Raw genomic sequence first — 25,466 nt, forward strand, 5'->3', positions numbered from 1 at the left:
CATTTCAGTATCTCGACAATATTATACATTATAAATTTGACTAGCTTTAATGACATCTTCAACCATAATATTTAATTCAGGAAAAGTAGGAGAAATAATTTTATCTGTACCTGTAAATGCTGTTTGTTGATATTTACCATCAACCAATTCATAAACAAACACCGTTGGTAACTTAGGATTTCCTAAATAACTACGAGAAGCTATAGCTAAATAATCCACTATCCAATATTCCTTAATTCCCAAATTTTCATATTCTTCTAACTTATCAACATAATCATCTTCCCAATTTGTTGATACTACTTCTACTGCTAATGGAATTGGTTCAATTAAAGCACCATAAGCTGTAACATTAGCATTCCATAAAGATGCAAAAACTACGCTCACATCAGGATTTATTCCCCTCTGTTCTCCTTTATTAGTAATAGTTCTAATAACTATATCTTTATCTACAATATAATCAAGCTGTAATCGTTCACTCTCTCTATCAAAAGCCTTTACCAAAAATCTGGCTACATTTTTATGCGCTCTAATTGCTTCCACTTTAACAATTTCTCCGTTAACTAATTCATAAATACCATCATCAGGACGTTGTTGTAAGAATTGTATAAAGTCTAGTTTAGTTAAAGTTGTGATGCTCATAGTGTCTTCACTCAACTATCTGTAAATATTATTATAGCACTTGTCTGAATCAGGATGTCCAGGATTTAAGGATTTACAAGATGTTATTAGTTTGGTATCTAATAAATATGCCATTATGATTTATTCCTGCTGGTTTTAACTGTAGTTTCATAATTTGCTATAAATCATCTTTCCTTAGAAAATTCTCGATAATTGGCACTATTCTATTAATTAATCAATCTTTGTTTGATTTGGATTTCTCCCCAATTAATATTAATCATTCTCTTCTCTTGGTGTATATTGTAATTTTAGCTTAATTGTAACTTAATTTCAGTTTAAATACAAACATTAAGCATTCACAAACTATTAAACCATTAATAAAAATACTCCGGTCCTTACCACGGTTACGACGGATTCGCAATCTTCGCTCGTGACATGGATTTGGCGCTCAACAGCCCAACCTGGGGATTAATCGGCGCTCCCTGGAACAAGTCTGCAAAGAAAGCTTTAAGAAAAGCTACAGCAGCAGTCTAGGAAACAGAGTAGAGAAAAAGTAGGGGCAACCCTGGCCGGATAGGAAAAGTCTGGGGTTTAGCCCCCAGGGGGAGTAGGGAATTCAAGATTCAAAATCAAAAATTCTAAGTTTTGAATTTTGCATTCTGAATTTTGAGCCACATTCCCCACTCTCCACCAAAAACGGACAGGAAAACCCCGCCTCTACCCCACCAAAAAATCACTGAAACACAACACACAGCAAGCTTGGAGAACTAGAAATGCCTCAGAATCCCGAAAATATTAAGGATCACGTTGAGCTATTCCACCAGCCAGAATACCAACAACTGTTCCAAAACAAGAAAGAATTTGAAAACGCTCACACCCCCGAAGAAGTTCAACGGGTTGCAGAATGGACAAAGACCTGGGAATATCGTGAAAAGAACTTCGCTCGTGAAGCTTTAACCGTTAACCCCGCTAAAGGTTGTCAGCCTTTAGGTGCTATGTTCGCTGCTGTGGGTTTTGAAGGCACTCTTCCCTTCGTTCAAGGTTCTCAAGGTTGTGTTGCTTACTTCCGTACACACTTAACCCGTCACTATAAAGAACCATTCTCCGGCGTTTCTTCTTCCATGACTGAAGACGCTGCGGTTTTCGGTGGTCTGCAAAACATGATTGATGGTTTGGCTAACGCTTACGCATTGTACAAACCCAAAATGATTGCAGTTTGCACCACCTGTATGGCAGAAGTTATCGGTGATGACCTCGGTGCATTCATCACCAACGCTAAAAACGCTGGTTCAGTTCCCCAAGATTTCCCCGTACCCTTCGCACATACACCTAGCTTCGTAGGTTCCCACATCACCGGTTACGACAACATGATGAAGGGCATTCTTTCTAACCTGACCGCAGGTAAGAAGAAAGCTACCAGCAATGGCAAAATCAACTTCATCCCCGGTTTTGACACCTACGTAGAAAACAACCGTGAAGTTAAGCGCATCGCTGAATTGATGGGCATTGACTACACCTTGTTATCTGACAACAGTGATTATGTTGACGCACCTAACGATGGTGAGTTCAATATGTACCCCGGTGGTACAAAGTTAGAAGATGCAGCAGATTCTATCAACGCTAAAGCTACTGTTGCTCTTCAAGCTTACTCCCTGAGCAAGACCCGTGAATACATCGCTAAGGAATGGAAGCAAGATGTTTGTGTTGCTCGTCCTTGGGGTATCAAGGGTACAGACGAATTCTTGATGAAACTCAGCGAACTAACTGGTAAGCCCATTCCTGCTGAATTAGAAGTAGAACGTGGTCGTGCAGTTGACGCTATGACCGACTCCCATGCTTGGGTACACGGTAAGCGTTTCGCTATCTACGGTGATCCTGACTTAGTTTACAGCGTTGTTAGCTTCATGTTAGAAATGGGTGCTGAACCTGTACACATTTTGGTTCACAACACCAACGAAGCATTTGAAAAAGAACTGCAAGCACTGTTAGATTCTAGCGAATTTGGTAAAGACGCTAAAATCTGGGGTGGTAAAGACTTGTGGCACTTACGTTCCTTGTTGTTCACCGAACCCGTAGACTTGTTAATCGGTAACTCCTACGGTAAGTACCTGTGGCGTGATTGTGGTGTACCTTTAGTAAGAATCGGTTATCCCATCATGGACCGTCACCACTACCACCGCTATGCAACCATCGGTTACAAAGGTGTAATCAACTTGTTGAACTGGGTTGTTAACACAATCTTTGAAGAAATCGATCGCAACACCAACGTTGCTGGTAAGACCGATATTTCTTACGACTTAGTACGCTAAGAATATCAACAGTCAGGTGTTAAAAAAACATCTGACTACTAGCAAAACAGCAAAGAATAAATGGGGATTGGGTATTATTTCCCAATTCCCTATTCCAGTAAATCATAACAGGAGTCAGGAGTCAGGAGAAATTGATTTTGGATTTTGGATTTTGGATTTTGGATTATTTTTATCATCTCCACCCTAAAATCTAAAATTTGTCTCAGAGGAGTCAGAATAACTGAATTTAGCTTCTTCCTCTGCGTCCTCTGCGCCTCTGCGGTTCGTTATTCTTATCCTAATTAATGACTGCTCAAACCTAGCTCTAAAGCTTGTCTTAATTGTAGTTATCTTAGGTTTGCATTATGGCATCTATTCCCCATTCTCATCCTCATCCTAACTATCATCCACCAAGGTACCAAAACCCTGGAAACTTTGATATTTTCCGCCCAATCAGAAGGTTTGTAGATGGTATCCCAGTTAAAAATAATCGCCTAGCCCATCTAATTTGTCGAGTAATTCCCTGTTGTTGTCCTTTCGAGCGCGATATTAATTTATTTGGTCGCACTTTCCATATTCCCGCAATTTGTCAAATTAATCCTCTGTATAACGAACTTGTCGGTTTACGATTTCGGGCTTTGTCATATCTTGCTGACGAATGTGGCGAAGATGTGACGCAATATATTTGCTAAACATCAGTTATTATTCATTACCCATTACTTTTTTCTTGGTCATTAGTCATTGGTCATTAGTTATTAGTATTCAACCAAACAGAAGAGCAATTATCAAGGATTGATGTTATTAAAATTCAGTTACAGATAAATAGATATCTTTTCTGAAAATTTAACTGTGTAAATCTAATGTAAAGAGGAATTTTGCGGTAAGTCTATAGAGTTTTGCTGACATTTTAATTAATAAAAATCAACCCAGGCGAGACATAAATATGAAAATGACCCAAAGCAAAATTAACGAACTTCTGAATGAATCAGGATGCGAACATAATCAAAAAAAACAAGGAGAAAAGAAAAATAAATCTTGTACTCAACAAGCTCAACCTGGTGCTGCTCAAGGTGGTTGTGCTTTTGATGGCGCAATGATAGCATTAGTGCCTATTACTGATGCTGCTCATTTGGTACATGGTCCTATTGCTTGTGCTGGAAATTCTTGGGGAAGTCGCGGAAGTTTGTCTTCTGGACCAATGCTTTATAAAACAGGTTTTACCACCGACTTAACAGAAAATGATGTGATTTTTGGTGGTGAGAAAAAACTTTATCAAGGCATTCTCGCAATTCACAAACGTTATAACCCAGCAGCCGTTTTTGTTTATGCTACTTGCGTAACTGCTTTAATTGGTGATGATATGGAAGCAGTTTGTAAAGCAGCAGCAGAAAAAATTGGTGTTCCTGTTGTTCCTGTGATTTCTCCTGGTTTTATAGGTAGTAAAAATCTGGGAAATCGCTTTGGTGGTGAAGCTTTATTAGATTATGTAGTAGGAACTGCTGAACCTGAATATACTACACCTTATGATATTAATTTGATCGGTGAGTACAATATTGCTGGGGAAATGTGGGGGGTTTTACCTTTATTTGAAAAGTTAGGTATTCGCGTCTTATCCAAAATTACCGGCGATGCTCGCTATCAAGAAATTACTTATGCTCACCGCGCTAAATTAAATGTGATGATTTGCTCACGGGCATTATTAAACATGGCGCGGAAAATGGAGGAACGTTACAACATTCCTTACATTGAAGAATCGTTTTATGGTATAGATGATATTAACCGTTGTTTGCGAAATGTAGCCGCAAAATTAGGAGATCCTGATTTACAAACACGGACAGAAAAATTAATTGCTGAAGAAACAGCAGCTTTAGATATTGCTCTTGCTCCTTATAGAGAAAGACTCAAAGGTAAGCGAGTTGTACTCTATACTGGTGGTGTAAAAAGTTGGTCAATTATTTCCGCTGCTAAAGATTTAGGAATAGAGGTAGTTGCCACCAGTACCCGCAAAAGTACAGAAGAAGATAAAGCTAAAATCAAGAAATTACTAGGCAATGATGGCATTATGTTAGAAAAAGGAAATGCCAAAGAATTGCTCAAATTGGTGGAAGATACCAAAGCAGATATGTTAATAGCTGGGGGAAGAAACCAGTACACAGCATTAAAAGCCAGAATCCCATTTTTAGATATTAACCAAGAACGTCATCATCCCTATGCTGGTTATATGGGAATGGTAGAAATGGCACGGGAATTATACGAGGCTTTATATAGTCCAATTTGGGAACAAATTCGTAAACCAGCACCTTGGGAATAAATTAAAAATTGATAATGGATAATTGATAATGGGAAATTATTAATTATCAATTATCAATTGTCAATTTTCAATTATTGAGATTATATTTATGGCACTTGTTACACTTCCAGAAAAACCTGTTTCTGTTAATCCCCTTAAACAAAGTCAAGCATTAGGAGCTTCTTTAGCTTTTTTAGGATTAAAAGGAACTATCCCTTTATTTCATGGTTCTCAAGGTTGTACTGCTTTTGCAAAAGTTGTTTTAGTGCGACATTTTCGGGAAGCAATTCCTTTAGCTACTACAGCAATGACAGAAGTTACTACCATTTTAGGTGGTGAGGAAAATGTTGAACAAGCTATTTTAACAGTAGTAGAAAAACTGCAACCAGAAATTATTGGTTTATGTACTACTGGGTTAACAGAAACTAGAGGCGATGATATAGAACGTTTTTTAAAAGAAATTAGAAAACGTCATCCAGAATTAGATCATTTAGCTATTATTTTTGCTCCCACTCCTGATTTTAAAGGTGCATTACAAGATGGTTTTGCAGTTGCAGTAGAAAGCATTGTTAAAGAAGTTCCTAAAGCGGGAGGAGTTAAACCAGAACAAATCACAATTTTAGCTGGTGCTTCTTTTACTCCGGGAGATGTTCAAGAAATCGAAGAAATGGTCAAATCCTTCGGTTTAGATCCGATTTTTGTGCCTAATTTGGGAGCTTCTTTAGATGGACATTTAGAGGATCATTATAGTGCTATAACTGCTAGTGGTACAACCCTCAAACAATTGCAATCTTTAGGTAGTTCTGCTTTCACTATTGCATTAGGTGAAAGTATGCGGGGAGCGGCGAAAATTCTCCAGCAAAGGTTTAATACAGACTACGAAGTTTTTAGAGATTTAACAGGTTTAGAACCTGTGGATGAATTTCTGCAAGCGTTATCTGTGTTAAGTGGAAATCCCGTACCAGAAAAATATTGTCGCCAACGTCGTCAGCTACAAGATGCGATGTTAGACACTCATTTTTATTTTGGTGCAAAACGGATTTCTTTAGCCTTAGAACCGGATTTAATGTGGTCTATGGTGCATTTTCTTCAGTCAATGGGGGCGCAAATTCATGCGGCTGTAACTACCACAAAATCACCTTTATTAGAGCATCTACCCATTAAAAATGTAACGATTGGCGATTTAGAAGATTTGGAAGATTTAGCAGTAGGTTCTGATTTATTAATTGGTAATTCTAATGTTAATACTATTGCTAAACGTCTTTCTATTCCTCTCTATCGTTTAGGGATTCCTATCTACGACAGATTAGGAAATGGCTTATTTACTAAAGTAGGCTATCGCGGTTCTATGGATGTTTTATTTGGTATTGGCAACCTGTTCATAGAACATGAAGAAGCTTTGATGATGAACCAGTGGAAAGAGGTAATGAATAGGTAATGGGTAATTGGTGATTGGTGATTGGTGATTGGTGATTGGTGATTGGTAATTGGTAATTGGTAATTGGTAATTGGGAGTATAAAGAACTCAATAACTAATAACTAATGACTAATGACTAATGACTAATGACTAATAACTAATGACTAATAACTAATGACTAATGACTAATAACTAATGACAAAGGACAAATGAAAGTGAAAATTGCATTTACAACAACTGACAGAATTCATGTTAATGCTCATTTTGGTTGGGCTAAGGAAATTGATGTCTATGAAATTACAGATGAAGGATATCAATTTCTAGAAACTCTAACCTTTGATGGCGACTTGAAAGAAGATGGTAATGAGGATAAAATTACCCCTAAACTTGATGCTTTAAAAGATTGTACAATAGTTTATGTAGTAGCTATTGGTGGTAGTGCGGCTGCTCGTCTAATTAAACATGGTGTGACACCTGTTAAGGCGAAGTCTGAAGAAGAAAAGATTGAAGAAATCTTGACTAAATTAGTGCAAACTTTAAAAGGGAATCCTCCACCTTGGTTGCGTAAAGCTTTAGGTCAAAAGAAATCTAACTTTTTAGAGGAACTAGAAAACGAAGCTGCGGTATGAGTGAAAATAATAGTGTGAACGGAAACGCGACAGATACAGTAATTTCTTCACCTTTTCTGAAAACATTGGTCCAACAAATCCGCGCTAATGATAGCTATGGATTTTACAAAAATTGGTCTGATGAATTGATTCTTAAACCTTTTGTAGTGACTAAACAAAAGAAAAAAGAAATTTCTACTGAAGGTGAAGTTGATCCAGCTACTATTTCCCGAATTAATGCTTTTTTTAGAGCGATCGCCTCAAGCATAGAAAAGGAAACTGGATTACTTTCTAATGTGGTAATTGAATTAGGTCATGAAGGTTTTGGTTGGGCTTTAGTTTTTTCTGGTCGTTTATTATTAACTGTAAAAACTTTGCGTGATGCTCACCGTTTTGGTTTTGAATCCCTAGAAAAGCTAAATGAAGAGGGAGAAAAGTTTGTTGAGAAAGGAATTGAACTAGCCAAACGTTTTCCCGAAGCAGGAAATTTGTAATTTTAGGTGATTGGTGATTAGTGATTGGTGATTGGTGCTTGGGAAAATAACCGAATAACCAATGACTAATGACTAATAACCAATGACTAATGACTAATGACTAATAACCAATGACCAATGACCATTGAGGAACTCACAACGAAAATTAAAAAGCTAAATAGTAAAGCAGGTCAAATGAAAATGGATCTGCATGATTTAGCTGAAGGACTACCTACAGATTACGAAAAATTGATGGATGTTGCCAATGAGACTTACAAAATCTATCAAGAGTTAGATCAACTCAAGCAACAACTAAAAAAAATGGAGAACGGTAAATGACTGGAACTATTGAAGAATTTAAAAAAATCGTAGATGCAGAAGCATATTTTCAGTTTTTTAATCTGCCTTACGATCAACACTTTGTCAATGTCAATCGTCTGCATATCTTAAAAAAATTCTCTCAATTTATGTATCAAATTGATGAGCAATATCCTAATCTAAGTGCAGCAGAAAAATTAGAAAAATACAGCCAAGCTTTGCAACAAGCTTATCAAGTTTTTATAGAATCCACACCTCATGAACAAAAGTTGTTCAAGGTGTTCAATGACAAACCAAAAAATGTAGTCACGCTAACAGAAATCACGTCTGATTAGGAGGTATAAATTGATCAACCTAACGCCTAAAGAATTAGAGCGATATAGTCGCCAAATGATGCTGCCAAATTTTGGCGAAGTGGCTCAAAAGCGCCTAAAATCAGCGACGGTTCTGGTGACTGGTGTGGGGGGATTAGGTGGAACGGCGGCGCTTTACCTAGCAGTAGCGGGCGTTGGGCGGCTCATCCTAGTCCGGGGTGGTGATTTGCGTCTCGATGACATGAATCGTCAGATTTTAATGACTGATGATTGGGTGGGAAAACCAAGAGTTTTTAAGGCTAAAGAAACTCTGGAAGCTATTAATCCTGATGTGCAAATTGAGGCAATTCATGATTATATTACCCCCGAAAATGTAGATTCGTTGGTGCAATCTGCGGATATGGCTTTGGACTGCGCCCACAATTTTACCGAGCGTAATTTATTAAATGAAGCTTGTGTAAAGTGGCGTAAACCAATGGTGGAAGCAGCAATGGATGGAATGGAGGCTTACCTAACAACAATTATTCCTGGTGTAACTCCTTGTTTGTCCTGTTTGTTTCCAGAAAAACCAGATTGGGATCGCCGGGGTTTTTCAGTTTTAGGGGCTGTTTCTGGGACTTTAGCTTGTTTAACTGCTCTGGAAGCTGTCAAGTTAATTACCGGTTTTAGTCAACCATTATTATCGGAATTGCTAACAATTGATTTCAGTAGAATGGAATTTGCTAAACGTCGTTCTCAACGCGATCGCAATTGTCCAGTCTGCGGTAATACTGCACCTTGGAGATATTCCCAATCTCAATCTCTATCAGTTTAAAGTTTCACCACCAAACTAATAATTAATCCACATCTGAAAATCAGAATAATCGCTACAGGAAACAAAATGACTGTTACTTTAACAGAAAAAGCCGAATTTCGTTTGCGGGCTTTTTTAAAAGGTTCTGCTGCGGAAGAAAATCAAGCTAAAAAAGGTGTCCGCATCTCCGTTAAAAACGGTGGTTGTAGTGGCTATGAATATGGTATTGAAATTACCAATAAGCCCCAAAATGATGATATTGTCACCCAACAAGGTAATGTATTGATTTACGTTGACGCTAAAAGTGCGTCTTTATTAGAAGGTGTCGTCATTGATTTTATTGAGGGTGTCATGGATAGCGGTTTTAAATTCTCTAACCCCAATGCAACTGACACCTGTGGTTGTGGCAAATCTTTTAAATCAGGAGATTGTTCACCTAACGGTGTACCTTGCAGCTAAAAAAATTTGGAACTTAGGAAAAAATAGATATGGAAACTTTTCTAAGTTCCATTCCATCACCTACAAATTTACAACTTTTCCGTAGACACACTCTACATTTTTTTGTGTACGGAAGAGATTATTTACCTTACTAAAAAAGGTAAGCATTCACCAACAAATTACAAGTTCTATTCAAATTTGAGGAGAAGTAAAACATGGCAACTTATCAAGTAAGATTGATCAACAAAAAAGAAGAATTAGACACCACAATTGACTGTGATGATGATGTCACAATTGTTGATGCAGCAGCAGATGCAGGTATTGATTTACCAGTTTCTTGTCACGCTGGTTCTTGTTCTAGCTGTGTAGGTAAAATTGTTGAAGGTGAAATCAACCAAGATGATCAAAACTTCTTGGATGATGATCAATTAAAGCAAGGTTTTGCTTTATTGTGTGTTACTTATCCTCGTTCCAACTGCACAATTAGAACCCACCAAGAAGCTTATTTGGTTTAATACAAAACTAGGGTTTAGCTTTCTTTGCTAATTAAACCCATAATTGAATTTTGACGATGATGGAGGATGTTTATCATCTTTCATCATTTCAGGTTTCATTTTTTTACTGTTAATTATTGTCGGACAATGTTTACTCCTTTTAGTGTCACTGGTTGCTCTTTGGAATTGCTCAAACCTGGAGAAATAGGAATTGTTACTGTCTGTCAAACTCAGGATGAAACTATTAGGAAGAAACTGATATCAATGGGTATTCATACAGGAACTAATATCACTGTTGAGCAGCATTTTCCGTCCTTCATAATTAAGGCTGGTAATGTATCCATGACTTTAGATCGGCAAACCGCACGGGCTATTTATGTGCGGGTGATTGAGGGTTGAACTAATAGATTATTAAAACAAAAAATAATTTTTGGTATTATGTGATCCAAAAGAACGGAATATTGTATACTGTATAAATTCCAGATTCAATAAACGTCGGTTGCTCATAAATATGCCATTACAAGAAATATCAAAATTAAAAGATAAAATTATCCTTGGTGATAACTTATCTAGCTAATAGTCGTATGGCAGAATCTAATTTTCAACAACAGGAATTATTTATTATTTGAAATATGATTATTTTAGCCAAATTTTAATGATTAAGCTATAACACTTGTTGATACCCAGATCCCCGACTTATGTGATACAGTCAGATTTTATTAACATGATAATAAAAGAAGTCCGGGATCTTATGACTAGATTCCTGAATACTTTATGCCAGATTATCCCACAAACCAATTATCATCTAAAACCTGTTCTAAAGAACCAATGGGATTGATAGGAAATGTATCCAGGGGAAGTTGAGAGCGATCGCTTGCTTCTTTTCTTGCTTCTTCATAACATTCCTCAAAGATTTCTAAAATGTAAGGTTTCAAACTAGGACTATCTTTTAATTCTTTTTTTATCTGTCTGCGAAAAGTCCTGATTTCCCCTTTCCAATGTCCCTCATTACGCTCTCTTTCACTATCCCAATATTTAAGTTTTAACAAATGTTCGAGAAGTCTAATCAATAAACTTTCCATAGCTCGTTTCTGACTTCTACCCATAGTTTCTAATTCTTCAATCAAATTCTCTAAATCCACAGATGAAAATTGCCCAGCACGAAGTTGATTAATAGTTGTCCGCAACCACAAATAATAATCTTGTTCATATAAAGTTTGATTTGCTAATTCTACTGGTAACAGCATAAACTCACAGTTCCAATTTCACATTTACAATTTCTGGTGTACTTCGTCAGTCTTCAATATATTGATAAGTTAACCAGGTTATTAATACCTAGATTATAACTATGATAACCCAAAAATGTATCTATTGACTACAAATGAAAAATCTATTTTGTCAAACCTCATATTTTCCGCTGCTGCCATAATTCAGAAATAGTATTTCTAGTCAATAATTTTTATATTTATTTAATGGAATTTTTCTAAATGTTTAACTAATAAATTTCATAATAAATCGTAATATCTGATATCAAAAACATCAAATATAATTTTTTGCTTCTGTCATCCACTTAACAATTTTTTAATCCGATTTATGGTCAAAAATGGGTGGATCTTTATAAATCATTCATATTTCCTGCTGACCAGAGTGATACTATATAAGTAAGCTAAATTGTTGGCAGTGAACCTAAACATCAACAAGAAGCAATTACAGAGTAAATCCCAAATCTCTTACTTTGATCCCCAGTTAAACCAAAACCAAGGTAAAGAGTAAGAACGGTAGATCAAAATATATAGAACCTGCGTAAATCTTATTTCTAAATTTACCGGATTCATGAAAATCTCTCAGATTATTAATAATTCGGTTTAGGAATGTTCACATCAAGTAATTGCTTTTTAGCCAGTAGTAAATAACACGCCTCACAATTCAATATCTATTGATGATTAAGGTGCAAAGGTGCAAATACTACCGAGATAAAGTTTAGGAGAATCGCAGCAGTTTAGAAGTAATTCAATGATTCGCTCAACCGAATTAAAGGAGCAGGAATTATGAGAGCCAAACAAATTATGACTCAAGATGTTGCTACTATTCGCGGTTCCGCAACCGTAGCAGAAGCAGTCAAACTAATGAGGCTCAAAGAACTGCGGGCTTTAGTTGTTGAACCTCGTCACAGTGGTGATGCTTACGGTATGATTACCGAAATGGATATCGTGGGCAAAGTTGCAGCTTTTGGTAGAGATCCCGAAGCGGTTCATGTGTACGAAGTGATGACTAAACCCTGCGTAGTTGTCAATCCTGACTTAGATGTTGAATATGTAGCGCGGTTATTTGCTAATACTAATACATGGCGTGCGCCTGTTATTCAAGGTGAATTATTAGGCATTATTTCTGTGACTGATATTCTCACCAAGGGTAACTTTGTAGATAAACCAAAATTAAAATTCCTACGCAAAGAGATACAGAAAGCTGTGTCTGAAGCTCGGTTAATTTCTGCTAACTATGGTCCAGATTCTAAACGAGCAATTGAAGCTTGGGATATAGTAGATGAACTCGAAGCAGAAGCTAGTTTTTATGGTGTACCAAAACCATGCAAATCTGCTAGAGAACTGTTTGCTGACGATAAAAAACCAGTGACAGCCGGCTAACAGTTTTACTAGGTGACAGGTGACAGGTGACAGATTTGAAAGTTAATTTGTATCTTAGTTTTGTCATCAGTTGATGTCCTAATTACCTGAGTGCTTGCTATACTTTTTCTCTTCCTGGATGATTAATTCATCTCTTAGCCCCCCTTACTAAGGGGGGTTGGGGGGATCAAATCTCTGGCAATATCACAAAGAATTGGTATTACACTTGTTCTCCAGCGACTGTGTTTTTTTCTGATTCAAATAAAGTTTTAAATATGGTGGGCATTGCTCACCATTCCGTTTTTATTTGCAGCTATCAGTAATCAGTAATCAGTAATCAGCTTTTTTCTGTCTTGTAAATTCTTGCGTGAGTTATTTTCCTATCTATAATTATGAGTCAACAAGATCAACCAAAATTAAGTACAGAAACCTGCCAATGGCTATTAGCAAATAATTACAATCCCGAAGATTTAAATCAGCGGGGTAAAAATGGTGATACAGCTTTAATGAAAGCTACTAGAGATAGACTTTACCGAGTGGTGAAAGAATTAATAGATGCAGGTGCGGATATCAATGCCACCAACGATGATCACAATAATGCTTTGTGGTTTGCGTGTTTTGGCAACCACTACGATTTAATGAATTTACTACTAGAAGCCAACATAGATATTAACAATCAAAATGATAATGGTGCAACTGTCCTGATGTATGGTGCATCGGCTGGAAAGACAGAAGTAGTGAGATTGCTATTACAACATAATCCTAACATGAATTTACAAAATTTGGATGACTATAAAGCAATTGACTTTGCCAGCAATATAGAAGTTTTAAGGTTACTGAAAAATGCCACACAGTAAGCTTTCTGGAACAGCCTTTCATGAGGCTACCAAGCATTCTTACCTATCTGTGCAGATGAATCCCAATTATGTGGATGGATCAACTCAACCCCGCGCCTTTAAAGTTTATCCTAAATTTTATCGGCGATTGAAATTAATTCCTGATAATCCCTTTCATGCTTTTATCAAGTTAACAAGCGCCATTACTTTTGAGAAGATTTACAAAAATGAAACCTATCAACTTCGGGTAAATCCCTCTGCTGGGGCGTTATATCCCACAGAAGTTTATATCCAAATTCGTGAGGTTGAAGGATTTATAAACGGCATCTACCATCTAGAAGTTGAGAATAATTGTCTGACGTTGATTTATGAATTAATTGATGATGGGTTAGAGAGTTATATTATACCTAATAAACGTATCAACGGCTGCATTTTTTTAGTTAGTTGTGTTTATTATAGGTCTAGCTGGAAATATCAAGACAGGAGCATTAGATATTGCTTATTGGATAGCGGACATCATTTGGGCGCTATTGCAGCTTCAGCGTATCTTCATGAAAAAAACATCAAATTAATCTTTGACTTTGATAAACTCTCTCTCAATGCTGATTTAGGATTTGAGAATAAGGAGTTTATTAGTAGTTGTGTGATATCGGGGGAGACGCAAGAAAAGCCAGTCAGACGTTTAAGGTTATCCATTCCTTTTGTCTGTGGAACTGACTATTTTCAAGCGAATCAATTCATTGAAGATGCTTATCAAGCAACATCAATGCAACCTAGTCACCAGCAAAAGCTAGAACATCCTCAATTTAATTTTCACCGAGAACGGTTTTTTGAGAGCGTTTGGAACAGGCGTTCTATTCGACGTTTTCAAAGAAATTCTATTACTCAAGAAATCTATTGGCGAATTTGGCAAGATATTCACCAACCAATCCCCACAGAAAATTTTGAGGAAATAGAAATTTACTCGGTGGTGCATCGTGTTGAAGGTATGACACCCGGTTTATATCATGGTAGGAATCTCATTCAGTCGGGTGATTTGAGTGAAAAAACAGGTTACTTGTGTATTAATCAGGCGCTGGCTAAAGACTGCGCTGTAACTTTGTTTTTTGTGTCCGATTATTTGAGTTATCAAACTGCTATGCAATTAGCTGGTTTTATCGGACAACGAGTATATCTATCCTGCAATTATTGGGGAATAGATTGTAGTGGTATTGGTGCTTTTTATGATGATGAAGCCCAAGGATTTCTACGAACCAATAAGGATGTTCTTTATGTAATGGCCATTGGTAAATAAAATAGGAAAAGCAACCGAAATGAGCAGAAGAGAATCAGAATTCAATGCTGATGATAAGCACCCTATCCAAGCAACATCAGCAGATATTATCCTGCGACAACAGCTAGAATATTCTATTAGTCGGTACTTTTATCAAGGATGCGATCGCATTATTCAAAATTTACTCTCTCATTGTCGTTGGTATATGACAACTGATGCTAGTGCTTTAACTTTAGTAATTGAATGTCCAGATCAAGTTAGCAATTGGAAAATTTTGCAAAAAATCGTCCCAATGGCTAGTATTCTTTATGGTATTGTTCGCAGTGCCAAAATTCGCGTTTGTCCTCCTGACCCTAATGCTGTACCATTTGAAATGAGGGTAGATGAACTCTCCGTTTACCGTGATTGGGCTTAGTTGGATTTTGGATTTTGGATTTTGGATTTTGGATTTTGGATTTTAGATTATCAATTCTCTGCATTCAGCTATCAGCTTTCAGCAGTCAGCTTTGTAGCAATGACATCAAAAATTATCAGATGATAATTTGCTTTTTGATCAAATATTCTGACTTCTGACTCCTGACTCCTGACTTCTGAGAATCAAGCCATCACATTCTGATTTATAATTGTGATTAGTTCTGCCAAAACTAACTCAGCAGAATGTTGAACAGCAGCACTTAAATCTAGTCCAAAATCAAGATTTGCAGCTTCAATTAAATACACAGTCACATCCTGGGGAAAATCATCTAAAAAGATTTTTCTCCCAGCAGCTAAAGCATGATCCCAACGAAAATCATGCAAATTATAACTCGGTTCGGGTAGAGCTTCTAATTCTTTCCCTGGGACTTTAAATATAGCACCTGGTTGGGAATCTGTGCAACTAGCATCCAGAATAATTAATTTTTCACTTCCTCTCGCTTGAAACATCACTTCCATTCCCGCAGTACCACAATCAAAAACGCGGACTTTGGGGTGGGGATTTTCGGCGAGATATTGCTGTAAACGTTGGGCAATGATTACGCCTACAGCGTCGTCATTACGATTGAGATTTCCACAACCAATAATCGTGAGCATGGGATATTTATAATAACATGAATATTCTCAATTTTGCACAATTCCCTCACAGAAACATCAATAAAAATTAAAATTTACGGAAATTTTGATGATGTTTATAAATATTAACTTTATAGTGACTATAGCAGCCGTAAGTAAGTGACAAAAATTTGTCTTTATTGTCTCTGCGTCTATCTGTAGTGATTAGTTAAACATCATTCTCACAGATCAGACAAAATAGATTTATGTTAGTAGTTCGTGATACAGAAATCAAAGGAAGAGGTGTTTTCGCTCAGAGGGATTTTGAGCCTGGGGAAATAATTGATATCGCCAATGTGATTGTTATTCCTAAACAACAAGTTAAGTTAATTACTCATACAGTATTATGTAATTATTATTTTGGTTGGCATGGAGAAAGTGGGGCGATCGCGCTTGGTTATGCTTCTCTTTTTAATCATTCTTATCAGCCTAATGCGTTGTATGTGAAAAAGTTTGATCAACAAGTTATAGAGATTATTGCTTATCAATATATTCGGAAAGGTCAGGAAATTACTATTAATTATAATGGACAAGTTGATGATTTAACCCCTATTTGGTTTGATGTCATGGAATAAGTTTTACTCACGCAGAGGCGCAGAGAGGGAAAGAAAATATCTTTAAGCCGTTGATACATGATAGAACAACTATGTTATACTAGGCGTTGACATATTTTCATTTCCCAACTAATCACCCAGTCCAAGATAATACTATTAAATTTTACTTACACAACTATGGCAGAAATCATTAGTCGTCCAGAGAAGATTAGGATTGCAGAAAATCAAATTGAAGAAAAGAGACAGGAAATTGATTATGATACTAGAGAGTTTACTATAGAGATCATAGTCAATAAATATATCTCTAGGGATGATGATGATGATACTGGTGAGATTTATGTGCCAGAGTACCAAAGAGAATTTGTATGGGATTTTACGCGCCAATCTAGACTCATTGAGTCGGTAATTCTTGGCTTACCCATTCCTTTAATTTTTGTTGCTGAAATTCAAGAAACAGGGAAACTAGAAATTGTTGATGGTTCACCAATCATCAGCACATTAGTAGATTTTTTAACCAATAAGTTGCAATTACAAAACCTAAAAACTTTAGACTCATTAAATGGATTTTATTTTAATGATCTTTCTCCATTACGTCAAAGAAGATTTAAAAACACTCCATTAAGAATGGTAATTTTAGAAAAATCTGATGAAAAAATCAGACATGAAATATTTAATCGTTTAAACACAATCGGTTGGAATTTAACAGACAAATAAAACATTGAAATCTACAAAAATTTACTCAATATATCAAGGTGCTACTACTAAAGCCAAAATAGTCTATGAAGCCATTTATCAGAGATTTTCAAAAGCGAGTAGCCGAAATTGAGAAGTATTTTGATTTGGTAGACAAAATTGAGAACTTAGGGGTATTGTCTACCAATTCTATTACTTTTCCATCAGGTGAATACATTGTTGATAGTGATCTCCAAAAAATCTTAAAATCTCATTGCTACTTACTTTTGTATAATTTAATAGAATCTTCTATTAGAAATGGTATAGTTGCTATTCATGAGTCCATATCTTTGGAAGGGATAACTTATAAAGATTTAAGTCCAAAAATAAAAATGATTTGGTTAGCAAATGACAAAAGCAAAATTTTTATAGATTCTTTCTTGGATTCATCAATGCAAAATGAAAAGCAGGTAGTTAAGGATAATTTAGCAAATAAACTCAAAGAATTACTAGACTCAGTGATAGATAATACAGAAATTTCATTGTCAATAGATAATATTCCAATTTCCGGAAACCTAGATTCTAAAACTATTGAAGGGCTGAAAAATATGTATGGTTTTTATGGAGAGCAAGTTCCCAAAAAAGAGATAGATCATATACTTGATAAAGTCGTTAAGTTGAGATGTGATTTAGCTCATGGAAACTATTCATTTTCTGAGGTTTCTAATCTAATTCCTTGGCATCAGATTGTTGATGAAAAAAATAAAATAGTGGAACATTTAACTAAAATTTTACAAAACATTGATAAATATATAGATGAAAAAAAATTCTTATCAGCCTAATGCGCTGTATGTGAAAAAGTTTGATCAACAAATAATAGAGATTATTGCTTATAAATATATTCGGAAAGGTCAGGAAATTACTATCAATTATAATGGGAATGTTGATGATTTAACGCCTATTTGGTTTGATGTCATGGAATAAGTTTTACTCACGCAGAGGCGCAGAGAGGGAAGGAGTAGGTTATTGTTTAACTTTTATCATTACTCTCTAGAATTTCTTTGAGTTTTTCTTCTGTCATACCTTTTGCTTCAGCATTTTCACCAACTTGATCACAAAATTTTTGAAATTCATCTTTTAGCAATCTAGTCATGACTGCATTTGCTCGATCAATTTGCATTACTAAAACAGTTCTGATTCCTGCTTGTTCTGTGCCAATAACAGGATTAAGATCACAGAAAACTACATCTCCTCTTTTGATATCTACCACTTAATTTCCCCACTTGCCAAACGTTGTTCATAATCTTATAAATTAGATAAGTATGCAGAAAAATCATATTCTTCAATATCCAGAGATTCTTTAAACTCAAGCCATAATTCCCATTGATTACCGCTATGCTTAATTAATAGAAAGTCGATAAAATCACTCACTTCCTGAACTAAAGAATCTGGCATTTGCCGAATTTGATCAATAATTTTATTTATCTCGTAAATTGATCATAATAAATCTGAGTTGCGTGTTTCCCTATTCTCATTGTAACCTAACTCTTCCTTTGCGCCTTTGCGTCTTGGCGTGAAATATAAAAATCCCCGACTTATCTAAAAAATCGGGGATCTATTTATTTATGAATGATTGAAAATAGCTAAATTACTATTTTTTCTATTCACCCTCAAATGTGCCAATGGGAGAATTTTTAGAATGATGTTTTTGTTCTTCAACAAACTCTTCCACTGCGTAAACATCAGGCCAAACAGTAGCACCGTGTTCGTAAGCATCAATCCCGATTTCATCACCTTTGGGATGAACACGCAATTTATCAATGGCGTTGAGTCCACTAAACATCACAAAGGCAAAAGCAACAGTGAATACAGCGATCGCGACTATACCCAAAATTTGCACGCCCAATAAATCAAAACCACCACCTAAAAGTAGCCCTGCTTTTCCATTCATGGTCAATTCTTTTTGACCTAAAAAGCCTACAGCGATAGTACCCATCATGCCGTTGATACCGTGAACTGCAAAGGCACTTACTGGATCATCAATGTGCATTGCTTCAATGATATCAATGCCAAGAACGATTAAAATACCACCAGTGATTCCAATTAATACTGCCGCCCAAGGTAAAACAAACGCACAACCAGCAGTGATGCCCACCAAACCAGCTAAAGCACCGTTGAGACAGTAGCTTAAATCCCATTTATGAGAACGGGTATATTGGAAAAATATTGCCGTTAAAGCACCTGCACCGGAAGCTAAGGCTGTATTGATAGTTACCAAACCAATTAAACCAGTATTTCCAGTTCCCAGAGTTGAACCGGGGTTAAACCCGAACCAACCAAACCATAAAATCATTCCGCCCAAGGTTGCTAAACCTAAGTTGTGTGCTGGTGGGAGTGTTCCCCAAGCAGGACGACCAGGACGCGGACCAATCAAATATGCACCCACTATAGCTGTCCAACCACCCACGCTGTGAACTACAGCACTACCAGCAAAATCATGGAAACCCATTTTGGCTAACCAACCTTCTGAGTTCCATACCCAATGGACAATTATGGGGTAACTAAATGCACCCATAATGGCGCTGTAAATTAAGTCACCAACAAAGTTAGCTCTTCCCGCCATTGAACCAGTGGTGATGGTACTGGCGGTAGCAGCAAAGGCAAATTGGAAGAAGAATAAGGTATAGGTATTAAGTGCAGCAGTAGAACCAGGTGCGCCCATTGGGTAACTACCATCAGCACCGGGTAACTGACTCAGGAAAAAGGTATCAGTGCCAATAAAACCGCCCGCACTTGTACCGAAAGCAATCCCAAAACCAATACCCCACCAAACGAGGATGGTAATACATGGATCAATAAAGTTTTCTACTAAGGCGTTAACTACTCCTCTTTGTCGCAATAAACCTGCTTCTAACATTGCGAAACCTGTTTGCATGAAGAAGACTAAAAAGCCCGTCAGCATTACCCAGGTGGTATCAATGGAAATTTGCAATTTTGTGGTTGTGTCCGCTAAAGATTCCACTGTTGGCGGATCAGCAGCTTGGACAATTGTCGGAGCGAAAATTGCAAAAACCATTGAGCCTATAGCGAGTGCTAGTAGGCGGTGTAAGGGACGAATTCGTTGATTCATTGCGGTTTTTATTACTAGAAAAGCTTGACCAATTGATAATTGACAATTGACAATTGACAATTGATAATTGCCCATTATTGAATGATTTTCTTTGGCTTACCCAAATAATTTAAGTTAAATTAATTAGGGTAATTGCACAAGATTTCGCTAATAAATGTGAAAAATCGTGGTTTTGATGTTTTAGTTTTGAGATGTTTCTCTTTTTTGCTAAAACATATTTTTTTGAATAGCATAAGATACATTACCTCCTATGCCAAAAGGAATTAGGAGTTTGTTGTTATTAACAATTCCCGATTTTTTATGAAGGATGATCACTCCTCAATGTGCAGTTTTGAATTTGGCACAACCTAATTAATTCAACAATTAATAATGTTAACCTTGTTAATGTTTCTGTATATTCAATTACAGTTTTTAAGGTTTTGATATAAATGATGCTTCTGCACAGGATAGGGAAATGTCGATATATCCTTTGTAATACAAGCATTTTCTCCTAATAGCACTGTACCCTCAAGGTAAAATATATTTATTTATATAAATTCTTAATAATTTATTAATTTTTTATATGTAAAAATTATGTATTCCAGATTCCCGGTTTCTTAAAGAAGTCGGGGATCTATGTACGAAGTTACATTTTTGGCTAGTGTGTATTTATTGGGAAGGCGATCGCTAGATTAACAAAACTGTTAACCAGTTACTTAATATACTTGTATAGTATACGAACTCTAAATCTAGTAGTTTATGCGTCTACACCACAATTGTGCAGAAAAAATCTTAAATTAATCTTAAATTAATGTCGGATAATGTCGGATTATTTAAGTAAATTTCCTGAGATGTAAATTCAAATTTAATCAAGTATACAATTTAGTCCCAAAGTAATAATTACGCAAAAATACTGATTACAGAGCAAAAGATAGGTTATTTAATAGTGATTAAACAAAACGATAAACAAATAAAGTAAAACTGTTACATCATTTCTAGTTGTAACATTACCTAAGCACCAAATTTAGGCTTTTAGGTCAACAAAGAGTAAACTTTAGTTTGTCATATTGTTTTAGATTGTGCATTGTCCGTACTGACAACAATTCTGTAAAATACTGGCTGCAAAATTTATGTACTGATATTTTTTCAAAGCATTTGACATCTTGTATCATGCTGAAAGTCTGATTTTGTGCTAGTAAATTGCAGATTTATTGTAAGCATTCAGCCGTCAGCCATCAGCTATCAGCAAGAGCCTAAAAAACATCAATACTAACCTCTAGCTTTCTCTCATTAACAGTTGTGAAATTTGAAAGCATTCTGCTCATTTTCAGACAAATCTGTCTAACTGTAGGTAAAAGCTGTTAGCGCAGCGTGGCGTAGCCATTTACTGATTACTGATAGCTGAATACTTGCGATTTATTTTACCGAAAAATTGGGTCTAAAGCCCCGTCCTTCTAGGACGGCTTTTCTTCCTGCAACCTATCAATCCAGTCTTCAATCATTTGAGTCATAGTTTTTCGCTTCTGTTTGGCGACCTTTCTCAGTTTTTCCAGTCTTTGAGGGTCAACCCGTACACTCAGTCTTTCTTTCATGCTGCTATCCACCGGCTACCCATTTATGGTATCATGGGCGATATGAGAACACTGAAGTTTAAGCTCTATCAACACAAGCGGAATAGACACCTCAAGCGCACAATTAACGCTGCTGGGGTGATTTATAACCATTGCATTGCCCTTCATCGACGCTACTACCGGATGTATGGCAAGTATTTGAGTTGTGCAAAACTTCAGTCACACATTGCCAAATTGAGAAAGCGTAATTCATTTTGGCAGCAGGTAGGATCGCAGGCAGTGCAAGATATTTGTCAACGCATTGACAAAGCCTATCAATTGTTTTTTAAGCACAACAAGAAAGGAGTAAGACCACCAGGATTTAAGAAAGTTAAGAAGTACAAATCCTTCACCTTTAAGCAAGCAGGTTATAAGTTTTTGGGTGGTAACAGGGTGAAAATTGGTAGCCGAGTTTATCAATTCTGGAAGTCTAGAGAGATTGAGGGAACAGTCAAAACCCTAACCATTAAACGCACGACCCTGGGTGAATTGTTTATGGTTATTGTTGTTGATGATGGTAGTAGCCCAGAAGTTGAAGTTAAGACAGGTAAAATCGCTGGCTTTGACTTTGGGCTGAAAACATTTCTCACTTGCTCAGACGGTACTAAGATTGAGTCTCCCCAGTTTTTCAAACAGTCTCTAAATGCCATCACCAAAGCGGCTAGGCAACATTCTAAAAAGCTAAAAGGCTCATCCAACAGGGAACGAGCAAGAAAGAATTTAGTACGCAAATATGAAGATATCTCTAATCGTCGGCGTGACTGGTTCTGGAAGTTAGCCCATGAGTTAACAGACAAGTTTGATGTACTGTGTTTTGAGACATTAAACCTCAAGGGAATGCAGCGACTTTGGGGTAGAAAAATATCGGACTTGGCGTTTGGTGAGTTTCTACAAATCTTAGAATGGGTTGCTAAAAAGAAAAATAACTTGGTTGTTTTCATCGACCAGTGGTATCCCAGTAGTAAAACTTGCTCTAGTTGTAGGCACGTTTTAGAAAACTTGGATTTATCAGTCAGAGAGTGGCGTTGTCCGTCATGTCAATCAGTTAACGGGAGAGACGAAAACGCAGCACTTAATATTCAAATGGTTGGGGCATCATCCATTAGGTTAGGCGATGTCAGACAGGCTATGCCTGCAATTGCTGTTTGAGCCTAGAATCCCCATGCCTTTAGGCTGGGGAGTATGTCAATCATGTTCAGGTGCTATTTCATCATCAACCAGTTGACTATTTAGGAATTGCTAGTTTTAGTCCTGGTAAAGTGACAAATATTGCTGCTGTGCGGATAGATCAAATACTTCATGCTTCCTATTGTGCTGATTTGAATTTAGAGCAATTATCTAATTTAATTGCTAATACTATCACCCACGAAATTGGACACACTTTAGGTTTAGACCATTCTAATTTACCAACTGATGTGATGCACGATGGACTGGATCACAGAATTCATAGTTTGATGCCACCATCATTTCATGCAGAGCAAATTATCTTAATGAATTATGCTATTAGTCAGCATAAATCTTAGTTGATATCCTTCAATATTATACAGCAGTTTCGAGGTAAATGAGGTACAAGGTTAACAGGCAGGATGCCTGTTCCACAAGGGTTTTATCATTAACATCTGTAACTCAGAATACCGAACACTGCTGTATGTTCTAGTCCGTGTAGGCGAACTTTGTTTGTATAGCTGCGATTTACAATCGCCTTTTCTTTTTTAAAACTTTTCTTTTTTAAAGCCTCTGTTCTAAATACTGCTGATAACCCAATTCTGCTAATTTACTTTGTTTATCCATCACCATATCAAGTAAACTTTGACGATATGCTTGGACTTTTGCTAACAATTCTGGTTTATGAGTAGCGAGGATCTGCACTGCTAAGAGTCCGGCATTTTTAGAATTACCAATAGCTACAGTAGCAACAGGAATACCTGCTGGCATCTGCACAATAGAATATAAAGAATCAACACCTTGTAAATTACGAGTTGCAACAGGAACACCGATTACAGGAAGGGGGGTTAAAGATGCTACCATACCAGGGAGATGAGCAGCACCACCAGCACCAGCGATAATGACCTTAATACCGCGTTGGTGGGCGGTTTGGGCATACTCTACCATGCGTTCTGGGGTACGATGGGCAGATACAATAGCTACTTCGGATTCAATGCCAAATTCCTCACAAACAGCGATCGCATCCTTCATAGTAGGCAGATCCGAATCACTGCCCATAATAATACCAACTTCAAGACTCATAGAATTTTAGATTTTAGATTTTGGATTTTGGATTTTGGATTTTGGATTTTAGATTTTGGATTTTGGGTGAATTGTGGATATTTCCATCTACAATCAAGTTTAGGTTTATCTTGGCAGGGTAATGACTACCGCGACACTCAACCCGATTCTTTCCAACGTTGATATTATCAATGCAAAAGTACCCGGTTATCAAGGTTTACAGATGATTTGGGTGAATAAAGAGGGTAAAATTGAAGAGATTTTACCAATGGGCAAAGTGTGTCAACGAGAGACACCGGAAAATTTACAGATTGTGGATGTTGCCGGAGATTGGATATCATTAGGTGGAGTTGATATTCAAATTAATGGGGGTTTGGGTTTAGCGTTTCCTGAGTTAACGCGAAAAAACATCCATCGGTTAGAAGAAATATCACAATATTTGTGGGATGCAGGAGTAGATGGATATTTACCAACACTGGTAACAACTTCTGTAGAAAATATACAGCGATCGCTCACCCTCATTGCCAACTATAGCCAAAAATCCGGTGCAAAAATTCTGGGAGTTCATCTCGAAGGACCATTTTTAAACTACGGTAAACGAGGCGCACATCCAGCAGAATATTTATTACCCCTGACAATGAATGAAGTCAAACGGGTATTAGGTGATTATGCCTCAATTGTCAAAGTTATCACCTTAGCGCCAGAATTAGATCCTACAGGGGAAGTAATCCCCTATTTGCACTCCTTGGGTATCACCGTTAGTTTAGGACATTCCCAAGCTACAGCAGCACAAGCACAACAAGCATTTAAAGCCGGTGCAACAATGGTAACTCATGCGTTTAATGCCATGCCACCATTACATCACCGCGAACCGGGATTATTAGGTGCAGCAATGAACAATCCCGACGTGATGAGTAGTTTTATCGCTGATGGACAGCACGTAGTCCCCATCATGTTAGAAATTTTGCTACGTGCAAGTAAAGGATTATTTCTTGTCAGTGATGCCTTAGCACCGTTAGGATTACCAGATGGTGTGTATCCTTGGGATGATCGCAAAATTACCGTTAAAAACGGCACAGCCAGATTAGCAGATGGGACATTATCAGGTACAACTTTTCCTCTATTAACGGGAGTGCAGAACTTAGTCAAATGGGAAATTTGTGATGTAGAAACAGCCATTTTCTTAGCCACAGATGCACCCAGAAAAGCGATCAATTTACCCACACTTACGCCCAAGCAACCGGCTAATTTAATACGCTGGCATTGGGAAGAAAAGACAAAAGAACTGACTTGGAAAAGAATAAATAATTAGTAAGAATTCAGGAGTCAGTAAGTAATAGGTTGGAATATTTGATAAATTAGTAGATTATTAAATAGTGAATTTGGGGGTACATTGGAAAAAGCTGAATGCTGACAATAAAA

General features: G+C 36.8%; 29 protein-coding genes and 1 pseudogene. 23 read left to right on the plus strand and 7 right to left on the minus strand.

Features of this window, described 5'->3' with window-relative positions; translation table 11 throughout:
- Window positions 1-21: 21 nt before the first annotated feature.
- Window positions 22-639 (minus strand): Uma2 family endonuclease, encoded by a 618-nt coding sequence (locus tag IQ237_RS02405; RefSeq protein WP_194051905.1) that lies wholly within the window; start codon window positions 637-639, stop codon window positions 22-24.
- Between the two features lie 752 nt (window positions 640-1,391).
- Here IQ237_RS02405 and nifK point away from each other — a divergent pair.
- The 12 genes from nifK to IQ237_RS02465 all read left to right on the plus strand — a co-directional run bounded on the left by nifK (window position 1,392) and on the right by IQ237_RS02465 (window position 10,450).
- Window positions 1,392-2,927, plus strand: a complete 1,536-nt coding sequence (gene nifK / locus IQ237_RS02410; protein WP_194051907.1) for a nitrogenase molybdenum-iron protein subunit beta — start codon at window positions 1,392-1,394, stop codon at window positions 2,925-2,927.
- A 344-nt stretch (window positions 2,928-3,271) separates the two neighbouring features.
- Window positions 3,272-3,598, plus strand: coding sequence for a Mo-dependent nitrogenase C-terminal domain-containing protein (locus tag IQ237_RS02415; RefSeq protein ID WP_194051909.1), 327 nt, complete (start codon window positions 3,272-3,274; stop codon window positions 3,596-3,598).
- Window positions 3,599-3,849: 251 nt separating this feature from the next.
- Window positions 3,850-5,217: a nitrogenase iron-molybdenum cofactor biosynthesis protein NifE gene (gene nifE, locus IQ237_RS02420; protein WP_194051911.1), complete on the plus strand. Its 1,368-nt coding sequence runs from the start codon at window positions 3,850-3,852 to the stop codon at window positions 5,215-5,217.
- A gap of 88 nt (window positions 5,218-5,305) precedes the next feature.
- The gene (gene nifN / locus IQ237_RS02425) at window positions 5,306-6,634 is read left to right on the plus strand and encodes a nitrogenase iron-molybdenum cofactor biosynthesis protein NifN (RefSeq protein WP_194051913.1); all 1,329 of its coding nucleotides are present in this window, start codon (window positions 5,306-5,308) and stop codon (window positions 6,632-6,634) included.
- Between the two features lie 188 nt (window positions 6,635-6,822).
- The gene (gene nifX, locus IQ237_RS02430; RefSeq protein ID WP_194051915.1) at window positions 6,823-7,242 is read left to right on the plus strand and encodes a nitrogen fixation protein NifX; all 420 of its coding nucleotides are present in this window, start codon (window positions 6,823-6,825) and stop codon (window positions 7,240-7,242) included.
- Window positions 7,239-7,715 (plus strand): NifX-associated nitrogen fixation protein, encoded by a 477-nt coding sequence (locus IQ237_RS02435; protein WP_194051917.1) that lies wholly within the window; start codon window positions 7,239-7,241, stop codon window positions 7,713-7,715. Before nifX ends, IQ237_RS02435 begins: the two co-directional genes overlap by 4 nt.
- Window positions 7,716-7,832: 117 nt before the next feature.
- Entirely contained in the window at window positions 7,833-8,033 is a 201-nt protein-coding gene (locus tag IQ237_RS02440) for a CCE_0567 family metalloprotein (protein WP_194051919.1), read from the plus strand.
- Entirely contained in the window at window positions 8,030-8,347 is a 318-nt protein-coding gene (nifW, locus tag IQ237_RS02445; RefSeq protein ID WP_096568518.1) for a nitrogenase-stabilizing/protective protein NifW, read from the plus strand. Before IQ237_RS02440 ends, nifW begins: the two co-directional genes overlap by 4 nt.
- Window positions 8,348-8,357: 10 nt before the next feature.
- Window positions 8,358-9,140: a HesA/MoeB/ThiF family protein gene (locus IQ237_RS02450; RefSeq protein WP_194051921.1), complete on the plus strand. Its 783-nt coding sequence runs from the start codon at window positions 8,358-8,360 to the stop codon at window positions 9,138-9,140.
- Window positions 9,141-9,206: 66 nt separating this feature from the next.
- Window positions 9,207-9,578: an iron-sulfur cluster assembly accessory protein gene (locus IQ237_RS02455; protein ID WP_194051923.1), complete on the plus strand. Its 372-nt coding sequence runs from the start codon at window positions 9,207-9,209 to the stop codon at window positions 9,576-9,578.
- Window positions 9,579-9,772: 194 nt separating this feature from the next.
- Complete coding sequence (locus tag IQ237_RS02460; RefSeq protein WP_194051925.1) at window positions 9,773-10,072, plus strand: 2Fe-2S iron-sulfur cluster-binding protein; 300 nt, start codon at window positions 9,773-9,775, stop codon at window positions 10,070-10,072.
- Window positions 10,073-10,198: 126 nt separating this feature from the next.
- Complete coding sequence (locus IQ237_RS02465; protein WP_194051927.1) at window positions 10,199-10,450, plus strand: FeoA family protein; 252 nt, start codon at window positions 10,199-10,201, stop codon at window positions 10,448-10,450.
- 383 nt (window positions 10,451-10,833) lie between these two features.
- Here IQ237_RS02465 and IQ237_RS02470 read toward each other — a convergent pair whose 3' ends face one another.
- Window positions 10,834-11,298 (minus strand): DUF29 domain-containing protein, encoded by a 465-nt coding sequence (locus tag IQ237_RS02470; protein ID WP_194051929.1) that lies wholly within the window; start codon window positions 11,296-11,298, stop codon window positions 10,834-10,836.
- A gap of 801 nt (window positions 11,299-12,099) precedes the next feature.
- Between IQ237_RS02470 and IQ237_RS02475 the strand changes: the two genes are divergently transcribed.
- The 4 genes from IQ237_RS02475 to IQ237_RS02490 all read left to right on the plus strand — a co-directional run bounded on the left by IQ237_RS02475 (window position 12,100) and on the right by IQ237_RS02490 (window position 15,199).
- Window positions 12,100-12,696 carry a CBS domain-containing protein gene (locus IQ237_RS02475; RefSeq protein WP_194051937.1) on the plus strand — a complete coding sequence of 199 codons (597 nt, stop codon included), beginning with the start codon at window positions 12,100-12,102 and terminating at the stop codon, window positions 12,694-12,696.
- Between the two features lie 371 nt (window positions 12,697-13,067).
- The gene (locus tag IQ237_RS02480) at window positions 13,068-13,532 is read left to right on the plus strand and encodes an ankyrin repeat domain-containing protein (protein ID WP_194051939.1); all 465 of its coding nucleotides are present in this window, start codon (window positions 13,068-13,070) and stop codon (window positions 13,530-13,532) included.
- Complete coding sequence (locus tag IQ237_RS02485; RefSeq protein ID WP_194051941.1) at window positions 13,519-14,805, plus strand: SagB/ThcOx family dehydrogenase; 1,287 nt, start codon at window positions 13,519-13,521, stop codon at window positions 14,803-14,805. The genes IQ237_RS02480 and IQ237_RS02485 overlap by 14 nt, the downstream gene beginning before the upstream one ends.
- A gap of 19 nt (window positions 14,806-14,824) precedes the next feature.
- Window positions 14,825-15,199: a hypothetical protein gene (locus IQ237_RS02490; protein WP_194051943.1), complete on the plus strand. Its 375-nt coding sequence runs from the start codon at window positions 14,825-14,827 to the stop codon at window positions 15,197-15,199.
- A gap of 182 nt (window positions 15,200-15,381) precedes the next feature.
- On the opposite strand, the gene IQ237_RS02495 is transcribed toward IQ237_RS02490, so the two are convergent.
- Complete coding sequence (locus tag IQ237_RS02495; protein ID WP_194051945.1) at window positions 15,382-15,855, minus strand: hydrogenase maturation protease; 474 nt, start codon at window positions 15,853-15,855, stop codon at window positions 15,382-15,384.
- 224 nt (window positions 15,856-16,079) lie between these two features.
- On the opposite strand from IQ237_RS02495, the gene IQ237_RS02500 reads away from it, so the two are divergent.
- From IQ237_RS02500 to IQ237_RS02515, 4 genes are all read left to right on the plus strand, one after another.
- A complete protein-coding gene (locus tag IQ237_RS02500; RefSeq protein WP_194051954.1) occupies window positions 16,080-16,448 on the plus strand; it encodes an SET domain-containing protein in 369 nt (122 codons plus the stop codon).
- Window positions 16,449-16,604: 156 nt separating this feature from the next.
- The gene (locus IQ237_RS02505) at window positions 16,605-17,141 is read left to right on the plus strand and encodes a DUF262 domain-containing protein (protein WP_194051956.1); all 537 of its coding nucleotides are present in this window, start codon (window positions 16,605-16,607) and stop codon (window positions 17,139-17,141) included.
- Between the two features lie 65 nt (window positions 17,142-17,206).
- Entirely contained in the window at window positions 17,207-17,941 is a 735-nt protein-coding gene (locus IQ237_RS02510) for an MAE_28990/MAE_18760 family HEPN-like nuclease (protein WP_194051958.1), read from the plus strand.
- On the plus strand, window positions 17,916-18,083 hold the full coding sequence (locus IQ237_RS02515) for an SET domain-containing protein-lysine N-methyltransferase (protein WP_194051967.1): 168 nt from the start codon (window positions 17,916-17,918) through the stop codon (window positions 18,081-18,083). Before IQ237_RS02510 ends, IQ237_RS02515 begins: the two co-directional genes overlap by 26 nt.
- Before the next feature lie 46 nt (window positions 18,084-18,129).
- Here the strand turns inward: IQ237_RS02515 and IQ237_RS26975 are convergent, their stop codons facing one another.
- The 3 genes from IQ237_RS26975 to IQ237_RS02535 all read right to left on the minus strand — a co-directional run bounded on the left by IQ237_RS26975 (window position 18,130) and on the right by IQ237_RS02535 (window position 20,229).
- A complete protein-coding gene (locus tag IQ237_RS26975; RefSeq protein ID WP_375539894.1) occupies window positions 18,130-18,369 on the minus strand; it encodes a type II toxin-antitoxin system PemK/MazF family toxin in 240 nt (79 codons plus the stop codon).
- Between the two features lie 35 nt (window positions 18,370-18,404).
- The gene (locus tag IQ237_RS02530) at window positions 18,405-18,593 is read right to left on the minus strand and encodes a DUF2281 domain-containing protein (protein ID WP_194052229.1); all 189 of its coding nucleotides are present in this window, start codon (window positions 18,591-18,593) and stop codon (window positions 18,405-18,407) included.
- Between the two features lie 166 nt (window positions 18,594-18,759).
- On the minus strand, window positions 18,760-20,229 hold the full coding sequence (locus IQ237_RS02535) for an ammonium transporter (RefSeq protein WP_194051969.1): 1,470 nt from the start codon (window positions 20,227-20,229) through the stop codon (window positions 18,760-18,762).
- A 1,613-nt stretch (window positions 20,230-21,842) separates the two neighbouring features.
- Here IQ237_RS02535 and IQ237_RS02540 point away from each other — a divergent pair.
- Window positions 21,843-22,967: an RNA-guided endonuclease TnpB family protein gene (locus IQ237_RS02540; protein WP_194052231.1), complete on the plus strand. Its 1,125-nt coding sequence runs from the start codon at window positions 21,843-21,845 to the stop codon at window positions 22,965-22,967.
- A 47-nt stretch (window positions 22,968-23,014) separates the two neighbouring features.
- Window positions 23,015-23,341: pseudogene (locus IQ237_RS02545) on the plus strand (matrixin family metalloprotease); the annotation flags it as partial.
- A gap of 205 nt (window positions 23,342-23,546) precedes the next feature.
- On the opposite strand, the gene purE reads toward IQ237_RS02545, so the two are convergent.
- Window positions 23,547-24,065, minus strand: coding sequence for a 5-(carboxyamino)imidazole ribonucleotide mutase (gene purE / locus IQ237_RS02550; protein WP_194051973.1), 519 nt, complete (start codon window positions 24,063-24,065; stop codon window positions 23,547-23,549).
- Window positions 24,066-24,186: 121 nt separating this feature from the next.
- On the opposite strand from purE, the gene nagA reads away from it, so the two are divergent.
- The gene (gene nagA, locus IQ237_RS02555; RefSeq protein WP_194051975.1) at window positions 24,187-25,356 is read left to right on the plus strand and encodes an N-acetylglucosamine-6-phosphate deacetylase; all 1,170 of its coding nucleotides are present in this window, start codon (window positions 24,187-24,189) and stop codon (window positions 25,354-25,356) included.
- The last annotated feature ends 110 nt before the right edge of the window (window positions 25,357-25,466 follow it).

Origin of the sequence: Sphaerospermopsis sp. LEGE 08334 (genome assembly GCF_015207205.1) — a bacterium.
Lineage (GTDB): Bacteria > Cyanobacteriota > Cyanobacteriia > Cyanobacteriales > Nostocaceae > Sphaerospermopsis.

Bases quoted from the DNA above. Each gene is read 5' to 3' on its own strand.
- IQ237_RS02405 (WP_194051905.1), bottom strand. From the start codon at position 639: ATGAGCATCACAACTTTAACTAAACTAGACTTTATACAATTCTTACAA.
- nifK (WP_194051907.1), top strand. From the start codon at position 1,392: ATGCCTCAGAATCCCGAAAATATTAAGGATCACGTTGAGCTATTCCAC.
- IQ237_RS02415 (WP_194051909.1), top strand. From the start codon at position 3,272: ATGGCATCTATTCCCCATTCTCATCCTCATCCTAACTATCATCCACCA.
- nifE (WP_194051911.1), top strand. From the start codon at position 3,850: ATGAAAATGACCCAAAGCAAAATTAACGAACTTCTGAATGAATCAGGA.
- nifN (WP_194051913.1), top strand. From the start codon at position 5,306: ATGGCACTTGTTACACTTCCAGAAAAACCTGTTTCTGTTAATCCCCTT.
- nifX (WP_194051915.1), top strand. From the start codon at position 6,823: ATGAAAGTGAAAATTGCATTTACAACAACTGACAGAATTCATGTTAAT.
- IQ237_RS02435 (WP_194051917.1), top strand. From the start codon at position 7,239: ATGAGTGAAAATAATAGTGTGAACGGAAACGCGACAGATACAGTAATT.
- IQ237_RS02440 (WP_194051919.1), top strand. From the start codon at position 7,833: ATGACCATTGAGGAACTCACAACGAAAATTAAAAAGCTAAATAGTAAA.
- nifW (WP_096568518.1), top strand. From the start codon at position 8,030: ATGACTGGAACTATTGAAGAATTTAAAAAAATCGTAGATGCAGAAGCA.
- IQ237_RS02455 (WP_194051923.1), top strand. From the start codon at position 9,207: ATGACTGTTACTTTAACAGAAAAAGCCGAATTTCGTTTGCGGGCTTTT.
- IQ237_RS02460 (WP_194051925.1), top strand. From the start codon at position 9,773: ATGGCAACTTATCAAGTAAGATTGATCAACAAAAAAGAAGAATTAGAC.
- IQ237_RS02465 (WP_194051927.1), top strand. From the start codon at position 10,199: ATGTTTACTCCTTTTAGTGTCACTGGTTGCTCTTTGGAATTGCTCAAA.
- IQ237_RS02470 (WP_194051929.1), bottom strand. From the start codon at position 11,298: ATGCTGTTACCAGTAGAATTAGCAAATCAAACTTTATATGAACAAGAT.
- IQ237_RS02475 (WP_194051937.1), top strand. From the start codon at position 12,100: ATGAGAGCCAAACAAATTATGACTCAAGATGTTGCTACTATTCGCGGT.
- IQ237_RS02480 (WP_194051939.1), top strand. From the start codon at position 13,068: ATGAGTCAACAAGATCAACCAAAATTAAGTACAGAAACCTGCCAATGG.
- IQ237_RS02485 (WP_194051941.1), top strand. From the start codon at position 13,519: ATGCCACACAGTAAGCTTTCTGGAACAGCCTTTCATGAGGCTACCAAG.
- IQ237_RS02490 (WP_194051943.1), top strand. From the start codon at position 14,825: ATGAGCAGAAGAGAATCAGAATTCAATGCTGATGATAAGCACCCTATC.
- IQ237_RS02495 (WP_194051945.1), bottom strand. From the start codon at position 15,855: ATGCTCACGATTATTGGTTGTGGAAATCTCAATCGTAATGACGACGCT.
- IQ237_RS02500 (WP_194051954.1), top strand. From the start codon at position 16,080: ATGTTAGTAGTTCGTGATACAGAAATCAAAGGAAGAGGTGTTTTCGCT.
- IQ237_RS02505 (WP_194051956.1), top strand. From the start codon at position 16,605: ATGGCAGAAATCATTAGTCGTCCAGAGAAGATTAGGATTGCAGAAAAT.
- IQ237_RS02510 (WP_194051958.1), top strand. From the start codon at position 17,207: ATGAAGCCATTTATCAGAGATTTTCAAAAGCGAGTAGCCGAAATTGAG.
- IQ237_RS02515 (WP_194051967.1), top strand. From the start codon at position 17,916: ATGAAAAAAAATTCTTATCAGCCTAATGCGCTGTATGTGAAAAAGTTT.
- IQ237_RS02535 (WP_194051969.1), bottom strand. From the start codon at position 20,229: ATGAATCAACGAATTCGTCCCTTACACCGCCTACTAGCACTCGCTATA.
- IQ237_RS02540 (WP_194052231.1), top strand. From the start codon at position 21,843: ATGAGAACACTGAAGTTTAAGCTCTATCAACACAAGCGGAATAGACAC.
- purE (WP_194051973.1), bottom strand. From the start codon at position 24,065: ATGAGTCTTGAAGTTGGTATTATTATGGGCAGTGATTCGGATCTGCCT.
- nagA (WP_194051975.1), top strand. From the start codon at position 24,187: ATGACTACCGCGACACTCAACCCGATTCTTTCCAACGTTGATATTATC.